At 72.7% G+C, this 17,099-nt stretch carries 11 protein-coding genes; 5 read left to right on the top strand and 6 right to left on the bottom strand.

Going from position 1 to position 17,099, the window contains the following annotated elements; translation table 11 throughout:
• Positions 1–8: 8 nt before the first annotated feature.
• A complete protein-coding gene (locus Pen02_RS31810; RefSeq protein ID WP_203869860.1) occupies positions 9–677 on the bottom strand; it encodes a cytochrome P450 family protein in 669 nt (222 codons plus the stop codon).
• Positions 678–741: 64 nt separating this feature from the next.
• On the opposite strand from Pen02_RS31810, the gene Pen02_RS31805 reads away from it, so the two are divergent.
• On the top strand, positions 742–1,440 hold the full coding sequence (locus Pen02_RS31805; RefSeq protein ID WP_203869859.1) for an ArsR/SmtB family transcription factor: 699 nt from the start codon (positions 742–744) through the stop codon (positions 1,438–1,440).
• Positions 1,441–1,594: 154 nt separating this feature from the next.
• Here the strand turns inward: Pen02_RS31805 and Pen02_RS31800 are convergent, their stop codons facing one another.
• Positions 1,595–4,381 (bottom strand): family 78 glycoside hydrolase catalytic domain, encoded by a 2,787-nt coding sequence (locus Pen02_RS31800; RefSeq protein ID WP_203869858.1) that lies wholly within the window; start codon positions 4,379–4,381, stop codon positions 1,595–1,597.
• Between the two features lie 218 nt (positions 4,382–4,599).
• Entirely contained in the window at positions 4,600–8,025 is a 3,426-nt protein-coding gene (locus Pen02_RS31795; protein WP_203869857.1) for a family 78 glycoside hydrolase catalytic domain, read from the bottom strand.
• Between the two features lie 165 nt (positions 8,026–8,190).
• Here Pen02_RS31795 and Pen02_RS31790 point away from each other — a divergent pair, with 165 nt between their 5' ends.
• Positions 8,191–9,270: an SEC-C domain-containing protein gene (locus Pen02_RS31790; RefSeq protein ID WP_203869856.1), complete on the top strand. Its 1,080-nt coding sequence runs from the start codon at positions 8,191–8,193 to the stop codon at positions 9,268–9,270.
• Positions 9,271–9,284: 14 nt separating this feature from the next.
• Here Pen02_RS31790 and Pen02_RS31785 read toward each other — a convergent pair whose 3' ends face one another.
• Positions 9,285–11,891, bottom strand: coding sequence for a polysaccharide lyase family 8 super-sandwich domain-containing protein (locus Pen02_RS31785; protein ID WP_203869855.1), 2,607 nt, complete (start codon positions 11,889–11,891; stop codon positions 9,285–9,287).
• Positions 11,892–11,994: 103 nt separating this feature from the next.
• Positions 11,995–13,230: a beta-ketoacyl-[acyl-carrier-protein] synthase family protein gene (locus tag Pen02_RS31780; RefSeq protein ID WP_203869854.1), complete on the bottom strand. Its 1,236-nt coding sequence runs from the start codon at positions 13,228–13,230 to the stop codon at positions 11,995–11,997.
• Between the two features lie 70 nt (positions 13,231–13,300).
• Between Pen02_RS31780 and Pen02_RS31775 the strand changes: the two genes are divergently transcribed.
• Complete coding sequence (locus Pen02_RS31775) at positions 13,301–13,894, top strand: TetR/AcrR family transcriptional regulator C-terminal domain-containing protein (RefSeq protein WP_203869853.1); 594 nt, start codon at positions 13,301–13,303, stop codon at positions 13,892–13,894.
• On the opposite strand, the gene Pen02_RS31770 is transcribed toward Pen02_RS31775, so the two are convergent.
• On the bottom strand, positions 13,860–15,254 hold the full coding sequence (locus Pen02_RS31770) for an FAD-dependent oxidoreductase (RefSeq protein ID WP_203869852.1): 1,395 nt from the start codon (positions 15,252–15,254) through the stop codon (positions 13,860–13,862). The genes Pen02_RS31775 and Pen02_RS31770 overlap by 35 nt on opposite strands.
• 727 nt (positions 15,255–15,981) lie before the next feature.
• Between Pen02_RS31770 and Pen02_RS31765 the strand changes: the two genes are divergently transcribed.
• Together Pen02_RS31765 and Pen02_RS31760 are read left to right on the top strand one after the other, a co-directional pair.
• Positions 15,982–16,836 carry a helix-turn-helix domain-containing protein gene (locus Pen02_RS31765; protein ID WP_203869851.1) on the top strand — a complete coding sequence of 285 codons (855 nt, stop codon included), beginning with the start codon at positions 15,982–15,984 and terminating at the stop codon, positions 16,834–16,836.
• Between the two features lie 26 nt (positions 16,837–16,862).
• Positions 16,863–17,060, top strand: a complete 198-nt coding sequence (locus Pen02_RS31760) for a DUF397 domain-containing protein (protein ID WP_203869850.1) — start codon at positions 16,863–16,865, stop codon at positions 17,058–17,060.
• Positions 17,061–17,099 lie beyond the last annotated feature (39 nt).

The raw sequence follows: 17,099 nt of genomic DNA, 5'->3' as shown, positions 1-17,099 counted from the left end.
CGGGCGGGTCAGCGTAGTGCCGCCTCGACGAGGGCGAGGGCGTGCGCGCGACCGGGGCAGCGGCGCGGTCCGGCGCCGAAGGCCAGCTCACCGTCGAGGCCGACCCGCACCACCTCGCCGGCCTGGACGGTGACGCCGCCGACGGTGGTCGGCACGAGCGCCTGCCGCCGGGTCGCCGGGACCGGGGGCTCGTTGCGCAGTACGTCGTCGACCGGGCGGCACCGGGCCCGTTCGATCAGCGTCGCGGTGGCCTCGCACGCCTGCACCAGTACACCGATCCGGGCGGCGGTCGGCTCGTCGAAGCCGCCACCGAGCACGGCCACCAGCCGGTCCACGGCCGCGTCGGCCCGGTCGGCGTCACCGGTGCCCGGCTGGTACGCCTGCGCGACGTCGCGCACCAACTCGACCACGGGGTCGTCGATGCCCATCGCGCGGGCAAGGACGGCCACCGGATGCGCCGTCGGGTCGGCGGCGTTTCGGAGGGACTCCGGCGGGATCGCCGCCAGGACGGCAACGGAGAGCGCCCGTCGACGCCGGTGCGCCTCGCCGGTGCTGAACCGGCCGACCGTGGCGCGGAGCCAGGCGACACCAGTCTCGCCGGAGGGCACCGGCGGCACCACGAAGGCCGGGTCGGTCAACACGGCAAGGGCGGCATCGTGGCCGCTGATCTGCTGCATGAACCGGAAGGTACGGCCGAAATGGTTCGGCGGTGGCCGAAGCGTCGCGACCTAGACTGGGGTGATGACCTCCGCCTCTGACCTGGCCTCGTGGGCGGCTCTGCTGGCCGACGAGACCCGGGCGGCCATCTGTCTGGCGCTGCTCGACGGCCGCGCCTGGACGGCCGGCGAGTTGGCGGCGCACACCCGGGTCGCGCCCTCCACCGCGACCGAGCACCTGCACCGGCTCGTCGCCGGCGGCCTGCTGGTCGAGCGTCGCCAGGGCCGGCACCGGTACGTCCAACTCGCCGGTCCCTCGGTCGCCCACCTGCTGGAGAGCGTGTCGGCCGGGATCGACGGGCGGGCGGCACCCCCGCGCGGCCTGCGGGCGGCGACCGCCGACGCGGCGCTGCGACGCGGCCGGACCTGCTACGACCACCTCGCCGGACAGCTCGGCGTCGCGGTCACCGACGCGATGACCGGGGCGGGACTGCTGGACCAGAGCGGCGGCTTCGCCCTCACCCCGGCCGGGCTCGCCTGGTTCACCGACACCCTCGGCGTACACCCGGAGGCGCTGCGCCCCGGCAGCCGGCCGCTCGCCCGCGGCTGCCTCGACTGGACGGAGCGACGGCAACACCTCGCCGGAACCGCCGGCGCGAAGCTGTGCGAGACGTTCCTGCACCACAAGTGGATAGAACGCATCGGCTCCGGTCGCGCCGTACGACTCACCCCGGACGGCAGATCCGCACTACGGGACCTCCTCGCCCTCCCCGACCCCGACTGACCCTCCACCCACAGTCGCAGGAAAGATCTTGGAAAGTCCGGCCGGCCGGGGCGAGCCGAACTCTTCGCGATGATGGTGACCCGACCGTGGCCCGGCCCAGCGGGGTGCTGGGTCGGGTCGCGGTCGGGTCACGGTGGCGGGGTAGGGCGGCGGGTCAGGGGCGGCGCTCGGTCGGCTGGAAGAGGGAACGGCCGGAGCCGACCTCGTAGACGGCCCGGCCGTCCTCGATGCCGACGAAGGTGGCCCGGCTCGGCCCGCTCGCCCGGTACGACCTGCCCGGCACCACCGGCAGCGCGACCCGGGCGGTCACGTTGACCGGTACGTCCAGCGCGACGCGTACCCCTGCACCGTCACGACGCCAGTCCACGGTCACCGGGCCACGCTGGGTGTGCACGGTGCCGGAGGCGTACGACAGGCCGGTTGCCGGGGGCACGACGTCGACCCGGCCGGCGCCCGGGGTCGCGGTACGCACCCCGAGCAGCGTCTCCTGCACGTCGACCACCGCCTGCGCGCCCCAGCCGTGCGACTGGCTGAAGTTGGTGCCCGGGTCGAGGGTCCAGGCCTCCCAGGTGAACGTCCCGCCCTGGGCGAGGATGTTCGCCCAACCCAGGTCGTCCGGGTTGGTCAGCAGGTCGAGTACGGCGTCCGCCCGGCCCGCCTCGCCGAGCGCGGCGAGCAGCCAGTGCGCCGTCATCGGCCCCTGCTTCATGCCCAGCGACGCGAGATATCCGGCCAGCGCAGGCCGATCGGCCTCCGGCGCCACCCCGTGCGCGATCGCGTACGAGGTGCTGTGCTGGCCGGCGTGCGTGCTCTGCTCGCCGGTGGCGGCGAGGCCGTCGACGTAGACGCCGTCGGGGCGGCGCAGTTTCGCGTTCATGGTGTCGACGAGTGCGTCGGCCCGGGCCCGGTAACCGGCCGCCTCCTCGGCGGGTCGGCCCAGCGCCTCGGCCATCCGGGCGGCGTCGCGCAGCACGTCGACGCCCTGGGCGTTGATGGTGGTCCGGGCGGCGGCGCTCATGTCGTAGCCGAACCGGCCCGGCTCCGGCCAGTCGACGATGCCGTACTGGTACGCCCCGCTGCCGCCGGAGAGCCGGGTGACCAGGCCGGCGGTCGGGCCGTCGGCCGGGATGTGCCGCAGCACGTAGTCGGCGGTGTTCCGGATCGACGGGTACGCCTCGGCGAGCAGGTCGGTGTCGCCGGTCTCCGAGTAGTAGCGCCAGACCCAGTCCACGAACATCAGCGAGTAGTCGGGGATGTCCCGCTTGCCGTCGCCGTTCGGATAGACCGCGTTGTAGCGACCCAGGTCGTTGCCGGTGTTCCAGAAGCGCGTGGCGGAGTGGAGGAACTCGCGGATCGCCTGCTGGGTGGCGTCCCGTTCGCCGAAGGCGCCCATGGTGGCGTACGAGATGTCGGCCGCGTCGCCGAGGAACTGGCCCTTCTCCCGGGTCGGCGTGTCGACGAACGCCTCCTGCACCGAATAGATCGCCGACCGCTTCAGCATCTCCCACACCTCGTCCAGGGTGCGGTCCGAGCTGCGGAAGTCGGCCTCCCGGCCGGCCGGGGTGTCGGTGTGCACCACGACCGCCGAGACGTCGTCGCGGCCGATCTGCTCACCGGCGGCCGGAATCTCCAGGTAGCGGAAGCCGAGGTGGGTGAAGGCCCGGAACTCCTGCTTCCCGTCCTTCTGGACGTAGGGAAAGCTCATGTCGGTGCCCTGGGAGAGCAGCGTGGAGGTCTCCACCCGGCCAGTGCTCGGGTTCAGGTTGTAGCCGGCCCGGATCGGCACGGTGCGGCCGGCGACCCCGGCGTCGAACCGTACCGCCGGACGGGCCGGGATCACCACGCCGAAGTCGGCGACCACCGTGCCGTCGGCGGCGGTGGTCAGCGCGACCGGCTTGACGGTCCGCTCGGCGAGCCGGGTCTCCTGGCCGATCAGGTGCGGGTACGCCGTCGCCGGATGCGCCCCGACGACCACGGCCGGCGCCCAGGGCGCGGCGGAGTCGTCGTAACCGGGTGCGGTCCAGCCGACGATCTCGGCGCGGGCGTCCTGGCGCTCGATCCGGTCGCCCTCGCCGTTGCGCCGGGCGGATCCGGCCGGAAAGAAACTGTCCCGGGCGACCTGCCAGGTGCCGTCGGTGACGTGCACCGCCCGGGTGCCGTCGGCGTGCTCGACGACCAGTTTCAGCAACACTCCGGGAGCCCCGGCGGGGCGGCCCTGACCGCTGCCGTACCAGTGGTAGCGCACCCCGATCGCGAGCGGCTTGCCGGCCCGGACCAGGTCGGTGACGTCGGCGGCCTGGTAGTAGTCCTCACCGGGGTAGCCGAACGAGGTACCCCGGTCGGCCCGCCGGCCGTTGAGGTAGATCTCGTAGGTGTGGTCGGCGGCGGTGTAGGCGCGGGCCCGGACCACCCGGCTGCGCCCGATCGACACCTCCGTCCGGGCCAGCGTGTAGTCGTCCGCGTCGCCGGTGACCCGACGGATCCAGTTCGCCCCCTCCCACCGGGCGTCGGAGATGCCGGTCTCGAAGCTGCCGCTGCCGGCAGGTGAACTGCGGTCGGTCCGGTCCCAGGTCCGCACCGTCCACCGGTACGCCGCCCCGGCCGCCAGCGCCGGGCCGCCGTAGGAGACGTAGGACTGCCGGGCCGAGCGGACCTTGCCGGAGTCCCAGACCAGGTCGCCGTCGGCCGCCGAGACCGTCAACCGGTACGCGGTCTGCGTCTCGCCCGGGTCGCGGTCCCGGGGCAGCCAGCCGAACCGGGGCGTGCCCTCGACGTTGAGGGGGCGGGTCCGGTCGTCGACGGTCAGCCCGGTCGGTGTGCCCGGTGCGTGTCCCCGGGTCGCCATCGCGGGTGGCGCACCGGCGAGCACGCTCCCCGGCACGAGTACGGCGGTGACGACCAGGGCGGTACCCAGCCGGGCGGATCGTCGGCGTCGTGACATGTGGCGCTCCTCTTCCTGCCGATGGACGGACTCGTCTTCGCGCTGGTGGGACGGGCTCGTGATTGCCGATGGGGCGGGCTCGTCGGTGGTCGGTGGGCGTTGCCGCACGGCCTGCCGACCCGGCGTCGGCGGCTCGTTGGTTGTGGACGGGCTCGGCGGACGGGCTCGATGGACGGGCTCGGTGGGCTGGCTCGGTGGACGGGCTCCGTGGGGCGGGTTCAGGGCCGGTCGGGCCAGGTGAGCACGGTTGTGCCCGGCTCGACCCGGGGCAGCACGAGCCGGCCGTCGGCCACCGTCCGCTCTGGGGAGCGTCCTTCGGTCCGAACCCGCACCCGTCGAGGGTCGGTGACGCCGAACCGGGCCAGGTCGAGTTCGATCCGCCCGGCGACGTTCGGCGGCAGCGTGACGGCGAGGTACGGCCCGGACCCGTGCTCGGGGTGCGAGCCGGACCGGTGCTCCGGGGCCGGTACCGAGCGGCGGTCCAGGTGTACCCGTACCGGTCCGCGTACCGTCGGGACGGTCGCGCGCAGCCAGTCCAGCGGGCCGGGTTGCGGGGCGACCAGCACCTCGCGCGCACCGGGGGCGAGTGGGCGTACCCCTGCGACGAACCGGGGCACGATGTTGGCCGGTGCGGATCCCCAGGCGTGCGAGAACGTGGTGTTCGGCTTGATCGACGGGTCCCACGCCTCCATCACGATTGTGGCGCCGAGGTCGTCCATCATGTGCAGCCAGGAGGACTGTTCGCGGCTGGTCAGCAGCCCGTGCGCGGCGTCGGCCAGCCCGGCCCGGTAGAGCGCCTCCAGCAGGAACTGCGCGCCGTAGACGCTGACCCGCATCCCGCCGGCCGCCAGCCCCTCCCCCAGCGCCCGGACGTGCTGCTCCTCCGCCACGCCGAGGGCCAGCGGGAACGCCGTGGCGTGCTGGGCCCGGTGGTCGGTGCCGATCCCGTCGCGGTAGGCACCGGCGACCGGGTCGAGCAGTCGGGCGTTGAGTGCGGCGCGCAGCCGGGCGGCCAGTTCGGCGTACCGCTGCTGGTCGACGGGACGGTCGAGCACCCCGGCGATCCGGGACAGCGCCTCGAATGCGGCGTACTGCCAGGCGTTGATCACGGTGTTGACCCGGGTGAAGACGTACCCGTCGCGGTTGCTCGCCGGCCAGTCGACCAGGTCGGCGTTGGCCTGGCTGGAGCTGCCCGGATTCTTCTCCACCAGCCCGTCGGCGTTGAGCGCCTCGTCGAGCTGCCGGTCGACGAAGAGGTCGTAGTCGGCGGCCAGGTTCGACGGGTCACCGGTGGCCAGGTAGTCCTGCCAGGCGGTGAGCACGGTCTGCAACCGGTACTCGGCCGGCCAGGTCGGCCGCCGGGCCAGGTAGGAGGTGGAGTACCGGGCCAGCGCGTACGACCGCTGGGTGGCGTACTCGGAGAGCTGGTTGATGATCGCGTCACCCTCGTACGGGCCGCGTTCCCGGGTCGGGGTGTCCTGGTAGAGGTCCTGCCGGGTCGCCTCGATCGAGTACCGGCACATCGCCCAGACCCGGTCCAGGTCGGGATCGGAACTCTCGAACGTCGCGTCCCCGTCCCGCCAGGGCAGCTTCAGCACCGCCGCCTCGACCGCCCGGGACAGGTCGAGTCCCGGATCGGCGACCAGTTCGATCCAGCGGAAGCCCCGGTACCCCCAGTGTTCGAGCCGCTGCCGGCCGTCCCGCAGGGTCCAGACCTCCCGATAGGTCTGCCCGGCCCGCAGGTTGTACCGGGCACCGGTCTCGGTGCGTTCCTCGCCCAGCCGGACCTCGACGGTCTGCCCGGCCGTTGCGTCGACCGAGAGCCGGAGCCCGCCGACCACCTCCTGCCCGAGGTCGAAGAGCCAGCGGCCCGGTTCGAGCCGGTGCACCGCGACCGGGCGCCGGTAGGTGTACTCCATGTCGCCGACCCAGGCCGGTGCCAGCGGCCGGGTCAGCGGGGCGGCGACGGCCGGCTGCCAGCCGGAGTCGTCGTACCCGGCGCGGGTCCAGCCGACCGGCTCGCGACGGGCGTCCAGATACTCCTGCGGCGCCTGGTAGTAGCCGCCGCCGGTGAAGCCGGCCGGTGGCCGCCACGCTCCCGCGCGCCGAGCCCGCCAGCCGGTGCCGCTACCAGTGCCGCTACCCGGGCCGGTGCCGAAGACCTGGCGGGTGCCGTCGGTGTAGACGACGACGAGTTGGGCGAGGAAGGCACGCTCCTGGGCGGAGTAGCAGAGCGCGGCGAGGGCGTTGCGGCCGGGCCGGAGCAGCCCTGTGACGTCGTGGGTGGCGTACCGGGCCTCGCCGGCCATCGCCCGTACCGGGCCGACTCCGGCGAACTCGTCGTTGACCCGGAGCTGGTAGACGTACTGCCGGGTGGGCTCGGGCGACTGCCCGGTCGCGTAGACGAAGCCGGCGGCGACCGCCTTGCGCGGCAACACCACCTCGGTACGCAGCAGCGCCCAGTCGTTGCTCTCGCCGAGCGTCGCCAGCACCGACTGTCCCCGCTCGACGACCAGGTCACCGCCGTTGACCGTGCCACCGGGAGCGAACACCCCCGGTCCGGTCGAGAAATCCTCGTCGACCAGCACCGCGCCGGCCGGGTCGGTGAAGGTGGCCGAGTGGAATCGCTGCGCCTCGGTGCTGCCGTTGCGGAACCCGATGCTGCCGGCGGAGTAGGTACCGTCCACAGTGGTGTCCACGAGGACGTCGCCGAGGTAGGTCCGGATGGTCGGGCCGGCGAGTTCGATCCGTAGCCGCAGCGGGGCGCCGACCGGTACCGGCTCGGTCAGCGGCCTGTCGGCCAGTACGGTGTAGCTGCCGTTGCGCTGCACGTGCGTACGCAGTACGCCCGGGGTGCCGGCCCGGAGCTGCCAGAGGTAGTTGTTGGCGGTGTTCTGCGCCCGGAACCAGAGGCTGGCCGCGACCGAGGTGATGGTGACCGAGACCTCGAAGCTGCCGTCGCCGAGCCGGACCGTGCCGTCCGGTGCCCAGATCGGCTCGGCGACCCAGGTGTCCCCGGCGGCGGTGACCACCCGTTGCGGCGTCGACCAGTGCGAGACCCGGTTCCGGTCCGCCCAGGTACGCACCCGCCAGTGGTAGACCGAGCCGGGGCGCAACGGCGGCCCGGCGTACGGGACGGCGGTGGAGTCGGCCGAGACGACCCGGCCACTGTCCCAGACCACCCCGCCCCGGCGGGACAGTTCGGTCGCGGCGTACGCCACCTGCACCTGGTAGGCGTACTGCCGGGGTGCGCGGCCGAGCGCCGGCACGATCCAGCTCAGCCGGGGGCGGTCGGCGGCGATCCCCAGTGGAGTGTCCAGCAGGGAGGTGAGCAGGCCGGTCGGGGCGGCGGCTCCGCCGGAGGACGCGGCGGCCGGGGCGGCGCCGGTGACGGCCGCGCCGAGTGCACCGAGCACGGCTCCGGAGGCGCTGGCGCCGAGCGCGAGCGCACCCCCGCTCCCGAGCAGCCCGCGCCGGGAGAGCCCGGGTCGCGCGTCGGCGGTGGCCCCTCGCTGGGAGAGCCCGGCACTCGGGTCGGCGGTCGACTCCTGGCAGGACGAACCAGGGGTCGGGTCGGCGGTCAGGCCCCGGCGAGCCGGGTCGGGGATCGGGTCGGCGGTGTGGTCGGCGCTGAGCTGGCTCACCCCTGCCTCCTGCCTGAATCGTTTCAGGCAGGTTAACGCCGCCGGCCGGTCCACCGGAAGACGCCACGGTTGGCCGGATCCGGCCACCGGGTTGCCCCGGCCACGTGAGGCGGGTTACGCCCGGAGCCGCCGGGTTGGGGCGGTGTGCCGCAGTACGGTGAAAACGTGCCGACGAAAGACGTTCTCAGCAGCGCAGACCTGACCGAGCTACGACAGTCCGCGCTGGGCGCGGCCAACCCGCTGGGCATCGCCGCCGAGGTCGCCGACGCGGCCGAACAGGGCCGGCTCGCCGACCCGACGGACGCCGGAAAGGCGCTGACCCTGGCCGCGGAGATCGCCGAGACCAGGGCGAAGTTCGACGCCGCGCTGCGGTACGCGGACCGCGCCGTCGCGGCGTACCCCGACGACACCGACCCGGACGCCGGATTCGCCCGCGCCCTGCACGCCCGGATCCTGTTCCGGACCGGGCGGGCCGACGAGGCGCTCGCCGAACTCACCGCGCTCCGCCCACTGCTCGACTCCCAGCCCGACGCCGCCGCCTACCTCAGCGCCGCGTTGGACGTCGGCGGTCGGACCGACCTGGCCGAGCAGTGGCTCACCGAGGCGGTGGAGACCGCACTGCGCAACCGGCCCACCCCGACGGAGGAGACGGCCGAGGCCGGCACCACCGAGCCGGTGGCCGGAGAAGCGGTGACCGCCGGACCGGTGACCGGCGAGGCGGCCGTGCAGGAGGCCGGTGGGCTGCTCTTCTTCCTGCTGCAACAGCGGCACCGGGTACGCCGCGAACTCGCCCTGCCGCACGACCAGAACGACAACCTGGCCGACCGGCTGGAGAACGAACTCTTCCGCAGTGCGACCACGGCGGCGGCCGAGCCGGGTCCGGCCGGCCGGCTCTTCCTGCCCGAGGCGGAACTCGACGCGCTGCTGTCGCGCTGGCCCGACCTGGCCGAGGTGTTCGGCCGGAACTGGGACGAGCACCGGGGCCGGGTCCAGCGGGAACTCGTCCGGCTGGCCGACTCGGGCCGGATCGGGCTCGGCCCGCTGCGCGGCTCCACCGAGGGGCTGGCCGGATTCGCCGGGCGCGACGGCGCGGACCCGACCGACGAGTCGGCCCGGGCCGGTTACGCGACGGAACTGGCCGAGCGGGGCACGCAACTGCGCTGGCCGCCGGAGCGGAACGAGGCGTGCTGGTGCGGTTCCGGGCTGAAGTACAAGAAGTGCTGCCTGCCGCGTACCCGAGGCTAGTTCGGGCGGTGCTGCTAGCGCAGGGTCACCTGGAAGCTGCGGCCGTACGCGTGCCGGGTGTGGGCCTCGATCCGGGCGCCGCCGGGGACCCGGCGGACCCGGACCCCGTCGTCGGCCGCGACCACCCGGCGCCACCTGCCGCGTAGCGTCACCGAGACCGTGTCCCGGTCGGTGGTCGGGTCGGCCAGCGCGACCGAGACTGTGCCGTCCCGGGCCTGCCGGACCAGCACCGAGGCCGGGCCGTCGACCACCAGCCGGTCGGCGGCGTGCTGGCCGGGCGTGAAGGCGTTCGCGGCGACCAGCCCCAGCCCGGCGTGCCGGACCGCCTGGAACCGGGTGCTGTTGGCCAGCACCACGACCGGCCCGCCCGGGTACGCTCGCAGCCGCTGCTCGGTGGCGTTCGGCAGCAGCGCGTACGCCAGCGAGCCGTGCGGGGCGGCGGCGGGCTGCTCCACCGAGACGGAGAAGACCTGCTTGCGGACCATCGTGTCCGGGTTGGCGGTGCGGACCAGCCGGCGGCTCCGGGTCACCGTGTCGAGGGTGACGGTGGGCGCCGGCCCGGCCAGGAAGACGTAGCCGACCGAGGTCTGCTGGGCGGCGTTGGCGTAGCGCAGCCAGGCCAGCGGGGCACTGCCGCTGCCGGTGGCAGTGTCGCTGTCGGTGGCCGTGCCAGTGTCGCTGGCAGTGGCCGTGGCAGGGCCGGTGAAGTGCCGGCCGTCGCGGAGTCGTCCGGTGATCGTCACCGGATCGGACGCCTCGGCGATCCGGCTGTCGACCGTCGTGCTGACCGCCCGGCCGGCCAGGTCGCCGACCCCGGCGGCGAGTACCACGATCTCGTCGTCGAAGAGGAACCACGACTTGGTGGCCACGGCGTTCCGGTACGCGACGAAGTCGTCCGGCAGCGTGCCGGCCCGCTTCGCGGCGTACGCGGCGTCGTCGGACTGGACCATTCCGGCCGCCCCGTACGCGCCGAGGCTCGCCCCGCCGGAGAACCGGTTGGTGCCGCGCGGGAAGTAGACGTACGTGTTCTGCGACTCCGACGAGGAGGTGAAGCCGCGCGCCGGGTTGTCGTACCAGGCGGTGCCGTACAGCTCGGGGACGGTGTGCCGGTGCTCGACCGGCGCGGTCACCCCGGCCAGCCGGTACGGCGAGACGGTGGTGAAGTAGTCCACCCCGTACGCCTGGGTCTGGTCCTGTCCGGCGAGGTAGAGGTAGTACGCCCCGTCCCCCTGGAACCAGGGCATCAGGTTCTCGCCGCTCATGTACTCGTACTTGCTGATCCGGTCGGAGCTGCGGGCGAGCGCGAAGGCGTAACCGGGGCGGCGGTGCACCGTCCGGTCCATCGCGTTGAACGCGACGCAGCGCTGCGCGGGATTGAGGTCGGCCGCCGGGATCGAGGCGTCGGCGAGGATGTCGGCGTACCGGGCGATGCTGACCGGGGAGACGAAGGTGCTCGGGTTGGGCGCGGCCCGCGAGGTCTGCCGGACGAACCTGACGTAGCCGGCCAGCGCGCGGGCGTCGGCGCCGGTGGCGTGACCGGAGAGGTCGACGACCGCCTCGACCACCGCGGCAACGTCGGCGTAGCCGGTGCCGGGCCGGGAGACCGCCCGCCCCTTGACGACCTCCATCATCCAGCCCTCGAAGATCAGCGGGGCGAACCCGTCGACCACCCAGCCCCGGACCACGTCGACCAGGTCGGCGCGCTGGACGTACCCGGTACCTTCGAGGATCTTGATGGTCTGCACCACCCGGGTCAGCAGGTTCCGCCCGTACGAGCCGGTGTAGGCGACCGAGGCGTGCTGGATGAACGACCCGTCGGCGTAGTAGCCGTCGGTGACGCCGTGCCGCAGCGCGTACGGGTCGACGGTGGCGAAGACGGTGAGCTGGTCGGCGAGCGCCTTGCTGATCCGGGCGTCGTCGCCGGAGACGGCACCCTGGAGGATCCGGTTCGTCGCGATGTCGGCGAGGTTCGCGCCGGTGTGGAACCGCGAGTCGAGGTCGACGTCGCCGTCCTTCCCGTTGCGCAGGTAGCCGTCCATCGAGGTCAGGTAGGTCCCGACCAGCTCCGGCCGGTACGCCGCCACCTCGTCGGCGAGCAGCACCAGGGTCCGACTGACGTGGGTGGAGATGCCGATCTCCCAGTTGTGCCAGTTGCCGTAGTAGCCGGCCGACTGGTCGCCGTAGTAGCGCTCGTGCAGCCAGCCGAGACCGTCGATCACCCGGCGCTGGATGGTCGCGTCGCCGGTGAGGGTGCCACCGGGGGTCCGGGTGGCCAGGGCGATCTCGTAGAGGTACTGGAACGACGCGGTCAGGTTCGGGTCGCTGGTGCCCAGCGGAACGCTCCGGAACAGTTCGCCCGGGCCGGCGGCGGCCAGCGCGTCGAGCCGGGACCGGGCGGTCGAGTCGATCGCCGCGACCTTGCCGGCCACCTCGGGCCGGACGTTCGACCCGGCGGTACCCGCGAAGACCGCGACCGTGTTGCCGAGCAGTACGGCGTGCTCGGCGGGGGCGGCGGTCACCCGTTCCGGCGGGGTCGCGGCTCTGGCCCGCAGCGGTACGGCCAGCGCCAGCAGGCCGGCGGCGGGGATCGTCGACAGGACGGCGCGGCGGGAGACGGACACGGCGGACGCTCCAAGATCGACGGTAAGCTATTGCCGAATTCAACCAACCGCAGTGAAACTTTTCAACCTCCCCGGGTAACTCAGGCGCCGGACGGAGCCGCCGTCAGTTGGCGGTGAACAGCAGCGAGACGTTCTGCCCGCCGAAGCCGAACGAGTTGCAGACGGCGGCGGCGAGACGCTGCTCGCGCGGCGCGGCGCTGGCCACGTCCAACCGGACCTCGGGGGCCTTCCGGTCGAGGTTCAGTGTCGGCGGGATGACGCCGTTGGCGACCGACAGCAGGGTGACGATGCCCTCGACGGCGCCGGCCGCGCCGACCAGGTGCCCGAGGCTCGACTTCGGCGCGGTGAGTACGACGTCGTCGCCGAGCGCCTGCTGGATCGCGCTCGCCTCCCCCACGTCGCCGACCACCGTGGAGGTGGCGTGGCAGTTCACGTGTCCGACGTCGGAGGATTGCAGCCCGGCGTCGGACACGGCGTTGCGGATCGCCCGGACCTGGCCGGCACCGGTCGGGTCCGGACCGGTGATGTGGTGGGCGTCGGCGGTGATGCCGTAGCCGGCCAGCCGGCCGAGCACCCGGGCGCCACGCGCGGCGGCGAAGTCCGCCCGTTCCAGCACCATCACCCCGGCCCCCTCACCGAGCACGAAGCCGTCGCGGTCCACGTCGAACGGCCGGGAGGCCCACTCCGGCTCGTCGTTGCGCTTCGACAACGTGCGCGCCTGGGCGAAGCCGGCGATGGTCAGCGGTGCGATGGCCGCCTCCGCGCCACCGGCGATCACCACGTCGGCCTCGCCGGCCCGGACCAGCCGGGCGGCCAGGGCGAGCGCCTCGGCGCCGGAGGCGCAGGCGGAGACCGTGGTGTAGACGCCGGCCCGGGCGCCGAACTCCAGGCTGACCCAGGCCGCCGGGCCGTTCGGCATCAGCATCGGCACGGTGAGCGGGGAGATCCGGGCCGGCCCCTTCTCCTCCAGCAGGTCGTCCTGGGCCAGCAGGGTGTTGACGCCGCCGATCCCGGTCCCGATCACCACCGCGAGGCGTAGCGGGTCGACCTCGGGACTGCCGGCGTCGGCCCAGGCCTGCCGCGCGGCGACTAGGGCGGCCTGCTGGCAACGGTCCATCCGGCGGGCCTGCACCCGGGACAGCGCCGTCTCCGGGGAGACCGCCATCGGAGCGGCGATCTTCGTCGGCAGGTCGTCGGTGTACGGGAAGTCGGCCACCAGGTCGTCGATCCGGCGTACTCCGGAGCGTCCGGCGAGCATGCCCTGCCAGAGGGAGTCGACGTCCCCGCCGAGCGGGGTGGTCGCGCCGAGTCCGGTGACTACCGCGTCCCGGCCGCTCATGCTGGTCTCCTCGTCGTCCGCGCGGTGTGCCGGCTTGTCCTCCGTTAGTTGTATCGCATACAACTATGGCATGTCCACCGAGCCGCCCAGAGCCCGTGGTCGGCGTACCCGGGCGCAGATCCTCGAACAGGCCGCGACACTCTTCGCCGAGCGCGGCTTCGACGCCGTCAGCGTGGCCGAGATCGCGGCTGCCGCCTCGGCGCACCCGAACCAGATCACCTACTACTTCGGCTCGAAGGAGGGGCTGTTCGTACACGCCGCCTTCATGCTGCTGCTCCGGGACGCCGAGCGGCTGGAGCCGGTCGGCCTGCGCCGACGTACCCCGGCCGCGTTCCGGGCGGCGCTGGCCCGCAGCGCGCTGACCCTGCCGGCGGTACCGATCGCGGTGCAGGCGATGTCGATCACCCGGCGCCGGCCGGAACTGCGCCCGGTCGCCGAGCAGAGCCTCACCGTGCTGTTCCGCCAGGCGCAGAGCTATCTCGCCGCGATCCTGGACCGGCACGGCTGGGTGATCGACCGTCCCGCCGACGTCGAGGCCCGCACCTTCTGGAGCACCGTCCTCGGCGCCCGACTGATCTCGGAGTCCGGCTTCGACGGCCGCGCCGAGGACATCGACCTGGCCGGGGTGCTCACCGTCCGGGTGCCGGCCGAGCCGGTGCCGTGATGGGCGGGGTGGACAGCGGCGGGCGGGTCGGACCGCGCAGCACCCGCAGCGCCACCCTCGGATGGGCCAGCGCCGTCGGCGGCCGGACCAGGTGTTGCACGTCGGTCAGCACCCGCAGCACGTACGGGTCCCGGTCCGCCACGTCGGAGGCCCGGTCCAGATACCAGTGGGAGAGCCGGCCACGCCGCCCGGGCCGTACCGCCCCGCCGGAGGAGAACCGCAGGTCGGTACCGGTGGCGATGGTCCAGGCGGTGGCACTGCACCCGGCCACCGCCGCCTGGGCGGCCCGGCCGAACCGCCCCGGCCGGGTCCGCAGGTGGTCGCCGAGCACCACCGCCGTCCGCGCGGCGACGCTCATGCCCTGCCCGTAGACCGGATTGAAGGCACAGGCGGCGTCCCCCACCACCAGGAACCCCTCCGGCCAGCGCGGCATCGTCTCGTAGTGCCGGCGGTGGTTCGAGGTGCGCCGGTACCCGTGAATCGGCCCCTCCGGCTCGGCGTCCCGGATCGCCTCGTAGATCAGCGGGCTGCGCAGGTTGCGGGTGAACTCCAGGAAGCCCGCCTCGTCGGTGGGCGGAGTCTCGTCGCCGAACCCGCCGAGCGTGACCATCCAGCGGCCGTTCTCGATCGGGTACAGCACGCCGGCCCGGGAGACGTGCGGCGGCTTCGGCATCACCATGATGTTCTTCCAACTGTCGGCGACCCCCGGGGGCAGCCGGTACCGCCGGCTCGCGTAGCCCAGCCCGGCGTCGATCCGGGTCTCCGCCGGCCGCCCGTAGCCGAGCGCGTCCAGCCAGCCCGGCGTACGCGAGCCGCGCCCGCTGGCGTCGACGACCAGGTCGGCGTCGCAGCGGTGGATCTCGGACCCGCCACGGCGGACCCGCAACTCCACTCCGGCGACCGAGGCGCCGTCGTCGCCGGGCAGCAGCCCGACCACCTCCCGGGCAGACTCGAACCGGATCCGCCCGTCGGCCGAGAGCCGCTGCCGGATGGTCCAGTCCAGCAGTTCCCGGCTGGCCCCGACCAGGGTGTGCGTGGCCGGGAAACGTTCCCGCCAGCCGTACGGGCTCAGCGACAGCAGGTCGGTCGGGGCGGCGACCGGTACGGCGCCCCGGTCGTAGAGTTCGGCCATCAGGCCGGGGAATAGCCGGTCGAGGGCGCGCTGCCCGGACGTGATCAGGACGTGCAGGTGACGGGCCTGCGGAACACCGGTACGCAGCCGCGGTCCGTCCGGAAAGCGGTCCCGGTCGAGTACGGTAACCCGTTCGACATGATCGGCGAGGGTACGCGCGATACACAGACCGGCGAAGCTCCCGCCGACGACCACGGCGTGGCGGGGCTTGGACAGTGGCGAAGGCATACCTCCATCCTTACCGACCCTTGCCCCCACCAGCCGAAACACGTTCGGTAACCTTCCGGACAGTTAGGATCACGACTCTCCGGCGCGTCGGCGCAATGTCCGCCCACCGCGCCGGGTAGCGCCTTGTTCAAGCCAGATTGGGCAAAATCGATTTCTGGCCCGGCCGCTTTGTACGGCAAGTTCGCTCCAAGGCGATCCAATCGTCAAGTTGGCATCAACTCCGTCGGCTCCCAGCCGGTGACATCTGTGTCGGCGCAATGTTCATACCCAGTGCCGCCCCTGATTTCTTGGAGAAGTGGACGTCCCGCAGCGCGGGCACCACCGGCTCTTCACCCGGAAGCTGAACAGCCCTGCCAGAAACCCGAGCAGCGCGATTCCCACCAGCGCACCTGCTGTCGCCATGCTCAACCCTCGCTTCGGTGTGGCTGCCGGACGGGCGGTTGCCGCCGTCCGTCCGGCAGCCATGTACGTGCACTACAGCCCGGCGGAGAGCGACGAACCGGCACCCACCTGCAAGACCGCCCTCCGCCGGGTTCCTTCACCACTGCCGCCGAGGATCTCGGATCCACCCAACGACACCGGCCGATTACAGACTGACACGCAAATCTTCCGGGTTCAATACTTCAGTGTAAGTTTTACGAGTCTGGTCTGATGGGTCGGCGTGGCGCCTTGCCCGCCCGCCCGGGGCGGAGAAGACTGTCGATCAGCCAGGCAGAGGAGGGTCAAGGTGCCCAGGGCAAGCGGCCCGACCATCGCGCGATGGCAGCTCGGCAGGCAGATCAAGGCCGCTCGCGAAGCAGCCGGGATCACCCAGGTCGAGATTGCGGACGTCCTTGGCTGCAGCGAGTCGAAGATCTACAAGATCGAGGCAGGCGACGTCGGCATCAACCGCGGCGACCTCATCGTCATGCTCGACCGCTACGGCATCAGCGACGAACAGCGCCGCGCCACCATCTTCGACCTCCAGCAGCAGGGCAAGCAGCGCGGCTGGTGGGCCAAGTACGGCCAACTGCCCAGCAACTACAGCATGTACGTCGGCTTGGAGGGCGCGGCCGTCGAGGTCAAGAACTTCGAACTGGCCGTCGTGCCCGGCCTGCTCCAGACCGAGGACTACGCCCGCGCCATCACCAAGGCGGCCTGGCCAGGGAAAGAGGAAGAAGTCCGCCGCCGTGTAGAGCTGCGCATGGCCCGGCAAGCCTGCCTGACCGAGGATCCGCCGCTGACGTTCTGGGCGATCGTGGACGAAGGCGTGCTGCACCGCCACACCGGCGGCATTGACGTCATGCGCGCCCAACTCCGCCACCTGGTCGAGATGAGCAAGCGGCCGAACATCGAGCTGCAGGTCTTGCCGTTCAGCGAGGGCTGGCACCCCGGCACCGTCGGCTCCTTCTCGATCTTAGAGTTCCCCGAAGACGTGCACAGCCCGGTCGCCTACGTGGTGAGCCAGGCAGGCGACGCCTACCTCGAACGTGAAGACGACATGCGTCGGGTTACCCTTACCTACACCCACCTACATGCGGCAGCGCTCAGCGCCAGCAAGTCCCGCGACCTGATCGCCGCCGTCGCCAGGGACCTGGCCTAGATCCGAAAGAAGGAGGAGGGGCGGCGATGGACCTGTCTCGTGCCATGTGGCACAAGAGCACCCGCAGCGACGCCAACGGCCAGTGCGTCGAGGCCGCGCTGAACCTCCCCGGTGTCGTACCGGTGCGGGACAGCAAGGACACCTTAGGCCCGGTACTGATGTTCAAGGCGACGGCTTGGGCCACCTTCGTCGCATCGATGACCGCAGGCGAGGCGAGGGCGTAGTACCCAGGCATCAGCGAGCCTGTCTTGTAGCTCTCATCT

Source organism: Plantactinospora endophytica (assembly GCF_016862915.1).
Lineage (GTDB): Bacteria > Actinomycetota > Actinomycetes > Mycobacteriales > Micromonosporaceae > Plantactinospora > Plantactinospora endophytica.
Note: the sequence above shows the minus strand (reverse complement) of the source record. Positions and strands in the feature narration are given on the sequence as shown.

Coding starts and splice junctions, on each gene's coding strand:
- Pen02_RS31810 (WP_203869860.1), bottom strand. CDS start 677: ATGCAGCAGATCAGCGGCCACGATGCCGCCCTTGCCGTGTTGACCGAC.
- Pen02_RS31805 (WP_203869859.1), top strand. CDS start 742: ATGACCTCCGCCTCTGACCTGGCCTCGTGGGCGGCTCTGCTGGCCGAC.
- Pen02_RS31800 (WP_203869858.1), bottom strand. CDS start 4,381: ATGTCACGACGCCGACGATCCGCCCGGCTGGGTACCGCCCTGGTCGTC.
- Pen02_RS31780 (WP_203869854.1), bottom strand. CDS start 13,230: ATGAGCGGCCGGGACGCGGTAGTCACCGGACTCGGCGCGACCACCCCG.
- Pen02_RS31775 (WP_203869853.1), top strand. CDS start 13,301: ATGTCCACCGAGCCGCCCAGAGCCCGTGGTCGGCGTACCCGGGCGCAG.
- Pen02_RS31770 (WP_203869852.1), bottom strand. CDS start 15,254: ATGCCTTCGCCACTGTCCAAGCCCCGCCACGCCGTGGTCGTCGGCGGG.
- Pen02_RS31760 (WP_203869850.1), top strand. CDS start 16,863: ATGGACCTGTCTCGTGCCATGTGGCACAAGAGCACCCGCAGCGACGCC.